Origin of the sequence: Methylobacterium sp. J-048, assembly GCF_022829515.1 — a bacterium.
Taxonomy (GTDB): domain Bacteria; phylum Pseudomonadota; class Alphaproteobacteria; order Rhizobiales; family Beijerinckiaceae; genus Methylobacterium.
Genome location: NZ_JAKSYL010000153.1, coordinates 51,029 through 64,619, shown reverse-complemented (window position 1 = coordinate 64,619; position 13,591 = coordinate 51,029). Strand labels below are relative to the sequence as shown.

Annotated in this window: 12 protein-coding genes; 4 read left to right on the top strand and 8 right to left on the bottom strand. The window is 69.8% G+C overall.

Annotated elements, in window-relative coordinates:
• Nucleotides 1–101 precede the first annotated feature (101 nt).
• Nucleotides 102–1,082, top strand: coding sequence for an ornithine carbamoyltransferase (gene argF, locus MKL09_RS15150; RefSeq protein ID WP_244021347.1), 981 nt, complete (start codon nt 102–104; stop codon nt 1,080–1,082).
• Between the two features lie 279 nt (nt 1,083–1,361).
• Entirely contained in the window at nt 1,362–2,387 is a 1,026-nt protein-coding gene (locus MKL09_RS15145) for an Hsp33 family molecular chaperone (RefSeq protein ID WP_244021345.1), read from the top strand.
• 186 nt (nt 2,388–2,573) lie between these two features.
• Here MKL09_RS15145 and speG read toward each other — a convergent pair whose 3' ends face one another.
• From speG to apaG, 3 genes are read right to left on the bottom strand one after another with little or no spacing between them, the layout of a single operon-like run.
• Entirely contained in the window at nt 2,574–3,122 is a 549-nt protein-coding gene (gene speG / locus MKL09_RS15140) for a spermidine N1-acetyltransferase (RefSeq protein WP_313901186.1), read from the bottom strand.
• A gap of 14 nt (nt 3,123–3,136) precedes the next feature.
• Nucleotides 3,137–4,321 carry an acetylornithine deacetylase gene (gene argE, locus MKL09_RS15135; RefSeq protein WP_244021341.1) on the bottom strand — a complete coding sequence of 395 codons (1,185 nt, stop codon included), beginning with the start codon at nt 4,319–4,321 and terminating at the stop codon, nt 3,137–3,139.
• A 35-nt stretch (nt 4,322–4,356) separates the two neighbouring features.
• Entirely contained in the window at nt 4,357–4,749 is a 393-nt protein-coding gene (gene apaG, locus MKL09_RS15130; protein ID WP_007562424.1) for a Co2+/Mg2+ efflux protein ApaG, read from the bottom strand.
• A gap of 263 nt (nt 4,750–5,012) precedes the next feature.
• Between apaG and MKL09_RS15125 the strand changes: the two genes are divergently transcribed.
• Nucleotides 5,013–6,137, top strand: coding sequence for a 2'-deoxycytidine 5'-triphosphate deaminase (locus MKL09_RS15125; protein ID WP_244021339.1), 1,125 nt, complete (start codon nt 5,013–5,015; stop codon nt 6,135–6,137).
• A 38-nt stretch (nt 6,138–6,175) separates the two neighbouring features.
• Nucleotides 6,176–6,637: an Lrp/AsnC family transcriptional regulator gene (locus MKL09_RS15120; RefSeq protein WP_244021338.1), complete on the top strand. Its 462-nt coding sequence runs from the start codon at nt 6,176–6,178 to the stop codon at nt 6,635–6,637.
• Nucleotides 6,638–6,697: 60 nt separating this feature from the next.
• Here the strand turns inward: MKL09_RS15120 and MKL09_RS15115 are convergent, their stop codons facing one another.
• The 5 genes from MKL09_RS15115 to MKL09_RS15095 all read right to left on the bottom strand — a co-directional run bounded on the left by MKL09_RS15115 (nt 6,698) and on the right by MKL09_RS15095 (nt 13,498).
• Nucleotides 6,698–7,219, bottom strand: a complete 522-nt coding sequence (locus tag MKL09_RS15115; protein ID WP_244021336.1) for a cysteine dioxygenase — start codon at nt 7,217–7,219, stop codon at nt 6,698–6,700.
• A 391-nt stretch (nt 7,220–7,610) separates the two neighbouring features.
• A complete protein-coding gene (locus MKL09_RS15110; protein WP_244021334.1) occupies nt 7,611–8,678 on the bottom strand; it encodes an HD-GYP domain-containing protein in 1,068 nt (355 codons plus the stop codon).
• Between the two features lie 114 nt (nt 8,679–8,792).
• The gene (gene pgl / locus MKL09_RS15105) at nt 8,793–9,518 is read right to left on the bottom strand and encodes a 6-phosphogluconolactonase (RefSeq protein ID WP_244021331.1); all 726 of its coding nucleotides are present in this window, start codon (nt 9,516–9,518) and stop codon (nt 8,793–8,795) included.
• An 11-nt stretch (nt 9,519–9,529) separates the two neighbouring features.
• Nucleotides 9,530–10,510 (bottom strand): phosphogluconate dehydrogenase (NAD(+)-dependent, decarboxylating), encoded by a 981-nt coding sequence (gene gnd / locus MKL09_RS15100; RefSeq protein WP_244021329.1) that lies wholly within the window; start codon nt 10,508–10,510, stop codon nt 9,530–9,532.
• Between the two features lie 141 nt (nt 10,511–10,651).
• Nucleotides 10,652–13,498 (bottom strand): bifunctional transaldolase/phosoglucose isomerase, encoded by a 2,847-nt coding sequence (locus MKL09_RS15095; protein WP_244021327.1) that lies wholly within the window; start codon nt 13,496–13,498, stop codon nt 10,652–10,654.
• Between the last annotated feature and the right edge of the window lie 93 nt (nt 13,499–13,591).

Genomic DNA, 13,591 nt, shown 5'->3' with positions numbered 1-13,591 from the left:
GGTCGATCCCCGCCGCGCGTGACGAGAATGCCCCTCACCAGGAGATAGAGTGTCGTTCATGATCAGGTGATCGTGGAGCAGGCTCTAGCGAACGTGACGCGATGACAGCCCAGATTGACGGCCGGGCGCGTGCCCCAGTCCCGCACCTGAACGGTGCCGGCCCCCGCCACTTCCTCGACCTCAAGGATTTTTCCGGAGTGGAGCTGCGTGGGGTGCTCGATGCGAGCGCCGCCCTGAAGGCCCGCCGCCGCAAGGGCGAGCGCGCGGCCGAGCGCCCCCTGGTGGGCAAGACCCTGGCGATGGTGTTCGACCGGCCCTCGACCCGGACCCGCGTCTCGTTCGATGTCGCGATGCGCGAGCTCGGCGGCGAGACCCTGATGCTCACCGGCTCCGAGATGCAGCTCGGCCGCGGCGAGACCATCGGCGACACCGCGAAGGTGCTGTCGCGCTTCGTCGACGCGATCATGATCCGCATCCTCGACCACGGCCAGATGCTGGAACTGGCCGAGCATGCCACCGTGCCGGTGATCAATGCCCTGACCAAGGTCTCGCATCCCTGCCAAATCATGGCCGACGTGATGACCTTCGAGGAGCATCGCGGGCCGATCAAGGGCCGCAAGGTCGCGTGGTCCGGCGATTCCAACAACGTCCTGGCGAGCTGGGTCCACGCGGCCGCGCGGCTCGACTTCAGCCTCGACATCGCCAGCCCGCCCGAGCTCGCGCCCCCGCCCGGCCTGATCGCCTGGGCGAAGCGTGAGGGCGCGACGATCAACGTCACCACCGACGCCTTCGCGGCCGTCCAGGGTGCCGATGCCGTGGTGACGGATTGCTGGGTCTCGATGGGCGACGACGACGAGGGTCACCGCCACAACCTGCTGAGCCCCTACCAGGTGAACGCCGCGCTGATGGCCGCCGCCAACCCGGACGCGATCTTCATGCACTGCCTGCCCGCCCATCGCGGCGAGGAGGTGACGGCCGAAATCATGGACGGGCCGCGCTCGGTGGTGTTCGACGAGGCCGAGAACCGTCTGCACGCGCAGAAGGGGATTTTGGCCTGGTGCCTGGGCGCGGGCACGCCCTGATCCCGGGCTCGCGCTTTCCGGGACTGCGCTCCATATAATGGACAGCGGGCTGCGCGTGCGGCCCGCCTCCCCATCACGGCTGCCGGACGGCAGCATCCCGGCGACGGATGTGGCGCGATGCGCCCCCTCTCCCGTGCGGGCGCGGGCGGGGTGAGGGAACAGATCGCTCCGGACGGGTCCTATTTCCTCACGCCATCCTTCTCCTTGCGGGAGCGGGATCCGCGCCCCGGCACGTCGGAGCGGCCGCTGCGGGAACAGGACCAATCGATCGGAGCGGGCATGACCTCAGGACCAGAGTCTCAACCTCAGGCGCAGGCGGTCGGCAACGGCCACGGCGGCGCGGACGATGCGGTGCTGCCCTTCGCCGTCGAGGCCCTCGACGTGCGCGGACGCCTGGTCCGGCTCGGCCCCTCGGTGGACACGATCCTGCGCCGTCACGGCTACCCGGATACCGTCGCCCGGCTGCTGGGCGAGGCCGCCGCGCTCACGGTTCTGCTCGGCTCCTCACTCAAGTTCGAGGGCCGCTTCCAGCTCCAGACCAAGACCGACGGCCCGGTGGCCATGATCGTGGTCGATTTCGAGGCGCCGGACCGCCTGCGCGCCACCGCCCGGTTCGACGCGGAGCGGGTCGCGGCGCTCGGCGAGCGCCCGCTCAAGGATGCCGACCTGATCGGGGCGGGCCATCTGGCCATGACCATCGACCAGGGCTCCGCGGCCAGCCGCTACCAGGGCGTTGTCGCCCTGGAGGGGCAGGGCCTGGAAGAGGCCGCGCACCAGTATTTCCGCCAGTCGGAGCAGATCCCAACGCAGGTGCGCCTCGCGGTCGCCGAGGCCGTGGAGGAGGGCGCCGGGCACTGGCGTGCCGGTGGCCTGATCGTCCAGTTCCTGCCCCAGTCGATCGACCGGGCGCGGCTCGCCGACCTGCCGCCGGGCGACATCCCGGAGGGTCATACGCACCTGTCCGGGGAGGCGGTCGAGGACGATGCCTGGGTCGAGGCGCGGGCCCTGGTCGGCACCGTGGAGGATCACGAGCTGGTCGATCCGGGCGTGTCGAGCGAGCGCCTGCTCTACCGGCTGTTCCACGAGAGCGGCGTGCGGGTGTTCGACCGCCAGCCGGTGCACGAGGCCTGCCGCTGCTCGCAGGAGCGGGTGATGGGCATGATCCGCTCGTTCTCGCCGCAGGAGCGTCGCGACATCGTGGCGGATGACGGCCGCATCGTCATCACCTGCGAATTCTGCTCCCGCCGCTACGACCTCGACCCGCAGGAGGTCGAAGCCGAGATCGGCGAACAGCCAACCCAGTAGGACTTTTCGCTTATCGTCGATCGGCCGCTCGATGGGGCTTCCCAATCACACCCTCATCCCGAGGTGACCGCGCAAGCGGGCCTCGAAGGAGCTCTCCTTCGAGGCCCGCTTGCGCTTCGGCACTTCAGAATGGGGGGAAGATTTGGACAGCGACGGCTGCGGCGCTTTCTTTACCCGGAAAACCCATCAGACCTTCAGCACCGGGTCGGCGATGTCGCCGCCGCCGCGGTTCTTGAGGTAATCCGGCTGGAACAGGCACATCCGCACGGCGTCGCGGTAGCGGCCGTTCACAAAGAATTCGTCCTTCAGGACGCCCTCGGGGTGGAAGCCGCAGCGCTCGTAGATCCTCACCGCCCGGGCATTGTCCCGGTCCACGTGCAGATACAGCTTGTGAATGTTGAGCACGCTGAAGGCGTAGTCCATGGCGATCCGCGTCGCCTGCCAGGCATAGCCCCGGCCCTGGAAGCTCGGGTGGATCGCGATCTGGAACTCGCAGCGCCGGTGCAGGTGGTTGATCTCCACGAGCTCGATCAGTCCCGCGGGCTCGCCGCTCGGGTCGGCCACGATGAAGCGGCGCTCGGTCTGATTATGGATGTTGCGCTCGTAGAGCTGCTGCAGTTCGGCGAAGGACTCGTAGGCCTCCTCGAACCAGTAGCGCATGATGCTGTCGTTGTTGTTCAGCTGGTGGACGAAGCGCAGGTCCTCGCGTTCCAGCGGGCGCAGCTTGATGGTGATGCCAATGAGCGCGTTCATGACGCGTAAGCCTCGATCAGGGCCCTCAGGAACCGCTCGCCCTTGCCGAGCGCGTCGAGGGTGATGAACTCGTCGGGTTGGTGGGCCTGGGCGATGTCGCCGGGCCCGCACACGACCGTCGGGATCCCGGCCTGCTGGAAGCGCCCGGCCTCGGTGGCGTAGGGCACCGCGATGGTGCGGTTGCGCCCGGCCAGCCGCAGGCACAGCCGCTCGGCCTCGGAGCCGGGTTCGGGTGCGAGCCCCGGAATGTCGACCTCCTCCAGCGTTTCGATTCGCCCGAAATCACCGTAGCGGTTCAGGCGCTCGCGCGTCACCCGTTCGACCTCCTCGGCGAACAGGCGCGGAATCTCGCCCGGGTCGAGGTCCGGCAGGCCGCGATATTCCCAATGGAAGCGGCACTCCTTGGCGAGGATGTTGCGCGCCGTGCCGCCGTGGATCGTCCCGACATGGACCGTGGTTGCGGCCGGATCGAACCGCCCCGACGCGTCGCCGCGCTCGATCATCCGATCGGCGATCCGGCTGAGCCCGGCGACCAGCTCGCAGGCCGCCGCCACCGCGTTCGCCCCGAGCGCCGGCCGGGCGGAATGGGCCTCATGGCCGTGCACCGTGGTCAGGCAGGTGACGATGCTCTTGTGCGCGTCCGCCACCTCCATCCCGGTCGGCTCGCCGACGATCACGGCGCCGGGCCGCGGCAGGTCGGCGCCGAACCGGGTGATCGCGTCCATCGAGCCGAGGCAGGTGGTCTCCTCGTCGTAGGACAGCAGGATGTGGATCGGCCGCTTGAGACCGACCGCCAGCATGTCGGGCACCAGGGCCAGCGCCAGGGCGTCGAACGCCTTCATGTCGACGGCGCCGCGCCCGTAGGCCCGGCCGTCGGCGACGCGCAGGGTGAACGGGTCGCTGGTCCAGGCCTGGCCCGCCACCGGGACCACGTCGGTATGGCCGGAGAGGACGACACCGCCCTCGACCATCGGGCCGACCGTGGCGAACAGGGCCGCCTTGTCGCCGGCCGCGTTCGGCAGGCGTAAGGTGGGGACGCCCCAGCCGTCGAGATAGGCACCGACGGAATCGATCAGGGCGAGGTTCGACTTGTCGCTCTCGGTATCGAACGCCACGAGGCGGGCGAGCATGTCGAGCGGGCTGAGCCGCTCGCCGTTCCCAGACTCACCCAACCCAAACATGGATCCCTCCGGAGCGAGGCCCCGGCGGCGGGACCTCAGTGCAGGCTGCGGCGGACGTGCGGGCTGTCGAGGGAGAAGGCGGGAATCTCGGCCTCGAAGCTCTCGCCGGCCACCGTCGCCATGGTGTAGCTGCCGGCCATCAGGCCGTCGGGCGTGTTGAGCGGGCAGCCGCTCGTGTAGCAGAAGGACTCGCCCGGCTCCAGCACGGGTTGCTTGCCGACCACACCGGTTCCACGCACCTCCTGGCAGGCCCCGTGGCCGTCGATGATGCGCCAGTGGCGGGAGCGCAGCTGCACCTGCTCGCTGCCGGTGTTCACGATCTCGACCGTATAGGCGAAGAAATATCGGCTCTCGTTCGGCGAGGATTCCTCCTCGACGAAGCGGGGCTGAACGGTCACTCGAATTCCCCGCGTTTCGGCCTTGTACATCGCCCTATTAGGCCCTTCTTCGAACGGTGCGATTCGATGAAGACGAATTGAACACGCTTCACTGGCGGTGGTAGTGGGCGGTGAAATCGGCGTCAATTGCGGCGGACTACCTCGCGCGGATGATGCCGCAGGCCCGTCGGAGGGTGGCGGGTAGCGGTGCCGGACGCCTGGCGCATCCGGGTTAAGCCGGCATTAGCCAGTCCCGTCGGAGAACGTATCGGGACGCGGATCCACCCGGAGGCGCGCGAAGGAGTCGAGGCGCGATGAACGCGGGCGCAGGAAAGCAAGCCGCCGATTCGAGCGCCGGGACCCGCTCCGGCATCCTGCCGGCCGAGGCGATCGCCGCGCTGGCCCAGGCGGGCGGCATCCGCGTGGCCGAAGCCTTCGCCGGCGACCAGATCCAGCCCGCGAGCCTCGACCTGCGCCTGGGCGCCACCGCCTACCGGGTCCGCACCAGCTTCCTGCCGGGCGCGACCCGCACGGTCCAGGCCTGCGTCGAGCGCCTGTCGCTGCACACGATCGACCTGCGCCCCGGGGCCGTGCTGGAGACCGGCTGCGTCTACATCGCCGAGTTGCAGGAAGGCTTGGCGCTGCCCGGCGACCTGGCGGCGGCGGCCAATCCCAAAAGCTCCACCGGCCGGATCGACGTGTTCACCCGGGTGATCACCGACCGGGGCGAGGCGTTCGACCAGGTCGAGCCCGGTTATACCGGGCCGCTCTACGCGGAGATCTCGCCGCGGACCTTCCCGGTGCTGGTCCGGACCGGCTCGCGCCTGTCGCAGATCCGCTTCCGCCAGGGATCGCCGCGGCTGTCGGAACAGGAACTCGGCCAGCTGCACGCGCGCTCGCCGCTGGTGGATGCCGACGCCCCGTCCTTCCACGGTGGCGTCGCGGTCTCGGTGGACCTGTCGGGCTTCGACGGCCTGATCGGCTACCGGGCCAAGCGCCATACCGGGCTGGTCGACGTCGACGCCCCGGGCCGCCACCGGGCGGCGGATTTCTGGGAGCCCCTGGCGGCGGACGGCTCGGGCGCGCTGATCCTCGATCCCGGCCAGTTTTACATCTTGGCCTCCAAGGAATCGGTGCAGGTCCCGCCCGACCACGCCGCCGAGATGGTGCCGTTCGATCCTCTGGTGGGCGAGTTCCGGGTCCATTACGCCGGGTTCTTCGATCCCGGCTTCGGCCATGCCGGGGCCGGCGGCGCGGGCGCCCGCGCGGTGCTGGAGGTCCGCTCCCGCGACGTACCGTTCCTGCTGGAGGACGGCCAGATCGTCGGCCGCCTCGTCTACGAGCGGATGCTGGCGGTGCCCGGGATGCTCTACGGGGCGGGGGCCGGCTCGAACTACCAGGCCCAGGGGCTGAAGCTCTCGAAGCACTTCTTCCTGTAGGCCCGTCAGCCCGGATCCCGCGCGGGAGCAGCTTTCGTATGGACGCGGTGGACCGGAAAATCCTGGACGTCCTCCAGCAAGACGCGACGCTGCCGGTCGCCGAATTGGCCGAGCGGGTCGGCGTGAGCGCCGCACCGTGCTGGCGCCGGGTCAAGAAGCTGGAGGCGTCGGGGGTGATCCGGGGCCGGGTCGCCCTCGTGGACCGCCGCAAGGTCAACGTTCCGACCACGGTGTTCGTGGCGGTGAAGGCGCCCCGCCACGCCACCGACTGGTCGGATGCGTTCCGCCGGGTGGTGGCCGGCTTTCCGGAGATCGTCGAGGCCTGGCGCCTGACCGGCGAGATCGACTACCTGCTGCGCATCGTCGTGCCCGACATCGAGACCTACGACGCCGTCTATCAGCGGCTCATCGCCAAGCTCGAATTCTCGAACCTGTCCGCCTCCATCGCCATGGAGGAGATGAAGTACACGACTGCCGTGCCGACGATGTATATGGCGTGATCGTTTCGGGTTGAGCGGTCGGTGACCGCCTCCACCGTCATTGGAAGCGCGGGTATCACATCACCCCGCCGCGATCGCGTAGGTGCGGTGGACCGACGAGGCCTGCTCTCGGGGATCGTAGCCGTAGACGTGGATCGAGATCGCCGTATCCGGTCCGTCATTGGCGATCCGGTGAAGGTTCGGTCCCGAGGGCATCATGCAGGCCACGTAGCCGGGGCTGCGGACCACATCCAGGGTCGCGACCGCGTGCGTGTCGCTGATCGGGCGATACCAGGTCTCGCGCAGGCTGCCGCTGAGCAGCCCGAAGCAGCAGGAGCAATGGTGATCGTGCACGGGCGTGACCGCGCCGGGACGCCACACCATGGCCCAGACGCTGATGGCCCCCGTGCCGAACAGCAGGTTGCGGCCAAGCCCCTCCTGCGGCGCGACTAGCCGCGTCCGGTCCAGCAAATCCGGCCGGGCCAGGATCTTCAGCAGGGTCGCCCTAGCCGACGCCAGATAGGCGTCCGGCGAGCGGCCAGACGAGAGCGCAAGATCCGCCAGCATCGCCTCGACGTCGGCCGGATGGGTCAGCGGGCTCATGCGCGATCTCCTCAGATGCCCTCCGTCAGGCTGGATGAAGCCTAGCGCGGAGGGGCCGGAGACGGGTTGCGAAGGTCGCGCTCGGACGGCCTGCATAAGCAATGCAATTGCGCGGAATGGCAGAAGGTAGGAATGTCATTCCAAACCTACCGAACGATATGCAGTCAGCTCGCGCGTCGGCCTCGTGTAGCGCAATAGAACCCCCGCGCATGCGTTGCGATTTTTTGATCGATCCGTGCGCAGCTCAACCACCGTCATTGCGAGCGCAGCGAAGCAACCCAGGGATTCGCAACGTTCGGGGATCGCGCGCTACGCTGGGTTGCTTCGCTGCGCTCGCAATGACGGGCGGGATAGAAGGGCCGGATCGTGCTTCGGCACCTGCAAGCGCCGGTCAGGACCCTGCGACGGAGCGCTCGAAGGCCCGCACCAGGGCCCCGTCGAGCTTGCCGTCCATGCCGTGCAGGATCGCCATGGCCTCGGCGGCCGGCATCGGGGCCCGGTAGGGGCGGCGCTCGACCAGGGCCGCGTAGACGTCGCAGATGGTGATCAGGCGGACGATGTCCTCGATGGCGTCCCCGGCCAGCCCGTCCGGGTAGCCCGAGCCGTCGAGCAATTCGTGGTGGTGGCGCACCACCCGCAGCACGGCGTCGTCGAAGCCGCCGGCCTGGACCAGGATCTGGTGCCCCAGCGCTGAATGCTCGCGCATCACCGCCCGCTCCGCCGCGTCGAGGGGGCCGGGCTTGTTCAGGATCGCCAGGGGGATCTTGGCCTTGCCGACATCGTGCACGAGGGCGGCGCGCACGAGCTGCTGGCGGTCGGCCACCGAGAAGCCGAGATCGATCGCGAAGGTCGCGGCGAGGCCCGCCACCAGCAGGCAATGCTGATAGGTCGCGTCGTCGTAGGCGCGCACCGTGTCGAGCCAGGCGGTCAGGCCGCCCTGGCCGATCGCCCCGAGAATCGGCTCCAGGCCGTCATTGACCAGGGCGGCATCGACCGTGCCCGAATCCCGTGCGGCATCGAGCAGGTTGGCGATGACCGCACCCGCCTTGTCGGCGGCCTGCACGACCAGCGGGGAGCGACCCCGCGCGCCCGGTTCGGGCGCGTCCGGCACGGGCGACACTTGCGCCCGCAGGGCCTCGACCACGGTTCCGACCGGCGTGTCCTCCGGCAGGCAGAGCTGCGCTCCGAGCCCGCGCGCCGCCGACAGGCTGCGGGCGCCCATGCTGCGCATCAGGAAGATTCGCGGCAGGGCCGGGGAGGCGGCGATCAGCGTCCGCAGGCCGACAAGCGGAGAGGGCTGCAGCAGGTCGAGGTCGGCCACCAGAGCGAGGCAGGGGCCGGCGGGCGGCATCGCGGCGGCGTCCAGCACCGTGCAGGGGGCGATCGGCTGCAGCGCCAGCAGCAGATCGGCGCGGCGGGCGGGCTGATCGGTGTAGAGGACGACGGTGCCCGCGCGCATCTGGCCCTTCGTGGCATGGAACCGCCGCCGCCCCGCGGGCGGATCCGGACCGCGGGGCAGGCGACCCGGTCTAGCGCGACCGCCTTGCCAGACCGTAACGGCCCGCGCGGGACTTCACCGCGCGGCGGCCTCGTCGAGCAGCCAGGCCACATCACCCAGGCTGGTGACCCGGCCCGCGGGCAGATCCTCCCCGGCGGCGAGCCGGGCCAGGGGTTCGCGCTTGCCGGCGCCGGTGACCAGGAACAGCACGTGCCGCGAGGAAGCCAGGGCCGGGAGCGTCAGGGTGATGCGCGGCACGAACGGCGCCAGGCCGGCCTCGGGCACGGGGGCGACCAGGCGCGTGGTCTCGTCGACCGCCGGCTTGCCGGGAAACAGCGAGGCGGTGTGCCCGTCCTCGCCGAGGCCGAGCAGGGCCAGATCGAACAGCGGCTGCGCGGGGTCGAGGGTCTCGGCGCCGTAGAAGTCGAGCAGGGTGCGCTCGTAGGCCCGGGCCCCGATCTCCGCGCCCGCGTCGGACGGGATGAAGTGCAGGTGCGTCGACGGGATCCGGGAGCCGTGGCCGAACGCCTCGCGGACCATCCGGACGTTGCTGCGTTCATCGTCCCAGGGGACCACCCGGTCGTCGCCGAAGAACCAGTGGATCCGCTCCCACGGCACCCGGGAGGCGTAGTCCGGGCCGGCGAGCAGGCCGTAAAGGACCTTCGGGGTCGAGCCGCCGGACAGGCCGATCGCGATCCGCTCGGATTCAGTCTCGCCGCAGGCCACGATCAGCCGCTCGGCCGCCTCGCGGGCGACCGCCTGCGGGTCGGGCAGGACATGGGTTCCGGTGGGGAGGCTCATGGGGCCGGACCTCAGGACTTCTTCGGCTCCTGGTGCCCGCCGAACCCCTTGCGCATGGCCGAGAGCAGCTTGTCGGCGTAGCTCTCCTGCTCGCGGGAGCGGAAGCGGCGGTACAGGGCGTTGGACAGGACGGTGGCCGGCACGCTCTCCTCGATGGCCGCGTTGATCGTCCAGCGGCCCTCGCCCGAATCCTCGACGTAACCGGAGAAATCCTCGAGGTTCTCGTCGCCGGCCAGCGCCTGGGCGGTCAGGTCGAGCAGCCAGGAGGAGACGACGCTGCCTCGCCGCCAGACCTCGGCGATGTCGCCCATGTTGAGATCGAAGCGCCGCGCGGCCGGGAGCGATTCGGAATTGGCGTGGCGCAGGATGTCAAAACCCTCGGCATAGGCCTGCATCAGGCCGTACTCGATGCCGTTATGGATCATCTTGACGAAATGGCCCGCGCCGGTCGGCCCGGCATGGATGTAGCCCTGCTCGGCGCGGGGGTCGCGGCCCTCGCGGTTCGGCGTTTTCGGGATGTCGCCGATGCCGGGCGCCAGGGTCTTGAAGATCGGGTCGAGGCGGTCGACGGTCTCTGTGTCGCCGCCGATCATCATGCAGTAGCCGCGCTCCAGCCCCCAGACGCCGCCCGATGTGCCGACATCGACGTAGTGCAGGCCCTTGGCCTTCAGCGCGATGCCCCGGCGGACGTCGTCGCCGTAGAACGAGTTGCCGCCGTCGATGACGCAGTCGCCCGCCTGCATCAGGCCGGCCAGCGTCTCGACCGCCTCCTCGGTGATGGCGCCCGCCGGCAGCATCACCCAAGCGGCGCGCGGCACCTCCAGCTTCGAGACCAGATCTTCCAGGCTCGAAGCGCCGACCGCGCCGGCCTCCACCAGCCCGGCCACCGCCGCCGGGTTCTGATCGAACACCACGGCCGTGTGCCCATCGCGCAGCAGGCGCCGGACGATGTTGCCGCCCATCCGGCCGAGGCCGATCATGCCGAGTTGCATTGCCGTCATCTCCTCGGGATTTTCCCTCCCCCTTGCGGGGAGGGGTCAGGGGTGGGGGTGGTTCAGACGGGACCGCTGAGCATCATCCGGAAGCACCCCCACCTCCGGCTCCTCCCCGCAAGGGGAGGAGAGAGCCGGCGCCTAAGCCACGGCCGCCTTCAACGCCGCCGCGATCCGCTTCAGCCCGGCGTCGAGGTCGCCCTTGATGTGGACCCGGAGCGCCCGGCGGCCGCGCTCGGCCAGCACCGCAAAGTCGCCCCGGGCCTGGGCGGCCACCACGGTGGCGAAGCCGAGGGTCCGGCCGGGGATCGGCAGGTCCTCGGTCGGCGCCGAGGTGATCTGCAGGAACACGCCGGTATCCGGGCCGCCCTTGTAGGCCTGGCCGGTGGAGTGCAGGAACCGCGGCCCGAATTCCAGGCAGGTCGCGACCTTGCGGGCGTCGCGCACGGCGATCCGCGCCTCTTGCAGGATCCCGGCGGCCTTCGGGTCGCGCGGGACATAGGCCAGCAGCCCGAGATAATCGCCGTCCTTCAGCCGGGCGACCTGCGCCTTGAGCGCCGCCTCCAGGCCGTCGGACGCCTGGGGCAGGGCCTCGGCGTTCTTCGGGTCGGCGTAGAGGGCGATGGACTCGTCCTCGAACAGCGGCGTCTCCGCGGGGAGGGCGCCGTCGCGCTCGGCCTCCGAGAACAGCTTTTTCGTCTCGATCTTGCTGGCCTCGACATCGGGCTGGTCGAACGGATTGATGCCGAGCACCGCGCCGGCCACCGCGGTGGCCATCTCCAGGCGGTAGAATTCCTGCGGCAGCTGCTCGACCGAATCGAGGGAAATGCGGGCGATCGGGTGGCCGTCGCGTTCCAAAGCGCGCAGGGCTTCGTCCTGCGCCTCCTCGGCATGTCCGTCGAGGCGGAGATAGATGAAGAACCGGTCGCGGCCGTAGACCGCCGGGACGCTCACCGGTTCGCCGTCCACCGGCACCAAGCCCTTGCCCTGCTTGCCGGTCGATTCGGCGATGAGCTGCTCGGCCCAGGCGCCGAAGCTGTCGATGCCCGGCGAGGCGATGATCGTGACCTTGTCGCGGCCGGCGAGTCCCGCCGCGCCCATGGCGGTGCCGAGCAGCACGCCAGGGTTCTGGGCGGGCGGCACCACCGGCCCGCAGGATCGGACCATGATCCGGGCCGTCTCCAGCAGCGCCTTCACGTCGAGGCCGAGGGCCGCGGCCGGCACCAGCCCGAAGGCCGACAGCACCGAGTAGCGCCCGCCGATCTGCTTCACGCCGTAGAAGATTTTTTTGAACCGGTCGGATTGCGCGGCGCGCTCCATGTCCGAGCCCGGGTCGGTCACGGCGACGAAGTGATCGCCCGCCCGGTCGCCCAGCGTCTCCTTGACCCGCCCCAGGAAGTAGTCGCGAAAAACGTTCGGCTCCAGTGTCGAGCCGGACTTGGACGAGACGATGAACAGGGTCCGGCCGAGATCGATGCTCGCCTCCAGGGCACGCACCTGATCCGGATGGGTCGAATCGAGGATCTGGAGCTTCGGAAATCCCTCGCGCTGGCCGTAGGTCAGGCTCAGCACCTCGGGTCCCAGGCTGGAGCCGCCCATGCCCAGTACCACCGCATCGGTGAAGCCCTGCTGCTTCACCCAGTCGGAGAAGGCAGCGTAGTCGGCGGCCTTCTCGAGTTCCTCCTCGACGATGTGCAGCCAGCCGAGCCAGCTCGCCTCGTCGTGGCCGGACCAGACGGTTGCGTCTCCGGCCCAGAGGCGGCGGATGGCGCCGCTCGCCCGCCAGGCCTCGACGGTCTTCTTCGCCTCCGCGGCGAGGCTGTCGTCCATCACCAGGCTCTGGCCGTCGAGGCGCTGGCCCAGCAGCGCGGCGCGCTTGCCGGCGACCGCGCCGAGCAGGTTGTCGGCGGCGTCGATGAAGAGCTGCACGCCCTCCTTCACCAGCTGCTCGGCGACCGTCTCGATGTCGATGCCGGCGCGGGCGAGGCGGGCCATGACGGCCTCGGCGCCCGGCACGTCCTCCTCGATCGTCGCCCGCACTGTGCCGTGGTCGCGGAACGCGTCCATGGTCGCGGGCGGCATGGTGTTGACGGTGTTCGGCCCGATCAGCTCCTCGACATAGAGCACGTCGGAATAGGCCTTGTTCTTCACCCCCGTGGAGGCCCAGAGCAGCCGCTGCGCCTTGGCGCCCTTCTCGGCCAGGGCCGTCCACTTCGCCTCAGAAAAAATCTTGCGGTAGCGCTGGTAAGCCAGCTTGGCGTTGGCGATCGCGACCTTGCCCTTGAGCTGGCCGAGCGCCGCCTTCTCGTCGGGGTCGTTGGCCTGGGCGATCTTCTCGTCGAGCAGCTTGTCGACCAGCACGTCGATCCGGCTGATGAAGAAGCTCGCGACGCTCGCGACCTTCGACACGTCGTGGCCGGCCTTGGCCCGTTCGTCGAGCCCGTCGATGAAGGCGCGGGCCACCGCCTCGTAGGCCTCCTGCGAGAACAGGAGCGTCACGTTGATCGAGATGCCCTCGGCCGTGAGCTGGCGGATCGCCGGGATGCCCTCGGGGGTGGCCGGCACCTTCACCATCAGGTTGTCGCGGGCAACCGCCTTGTGCAGGCGCCTTGCCTCGTGGAGCGTCGCCTCGATGTCGAGCGCCAGGTAGGGCGACACTTCGAGGCTGACGTAGCCGTCCGCGCCGTCGCTCGCCTCGTAGACCGGGCGAAGCACGTCGGCGGCCGCCTGGATGTCGGCGATGGCCAGGCCCTCGTAGAGGTCGATCACGCGGCTGTCGCCGGTCTCCTGAACGGCCTTCAGGCTGGCATCGTACTCGTCCGAATGGCCGATCGCCTTCTCGAAGATCGACGGGTTGGACGTGACCCCGCGCAGGCCGTCCGCCTCGACGAGGCGCTTCAGCTCACCCTTCTGGACGAAGCCCCGGGCCACGAAGTCCAGCCAAACCGCCTGATCCTGTTCGTCGTGCAGGGCCTTGAGCGCGTTCATGTCGGTTCCTCGTCCTTCCCTGATCACGCCCTGCTCTCCTCCCCCTTGCGGGGAGAAGTTGGAGGTGGGGGTGGTGCCGGATGAGGCTCGGCG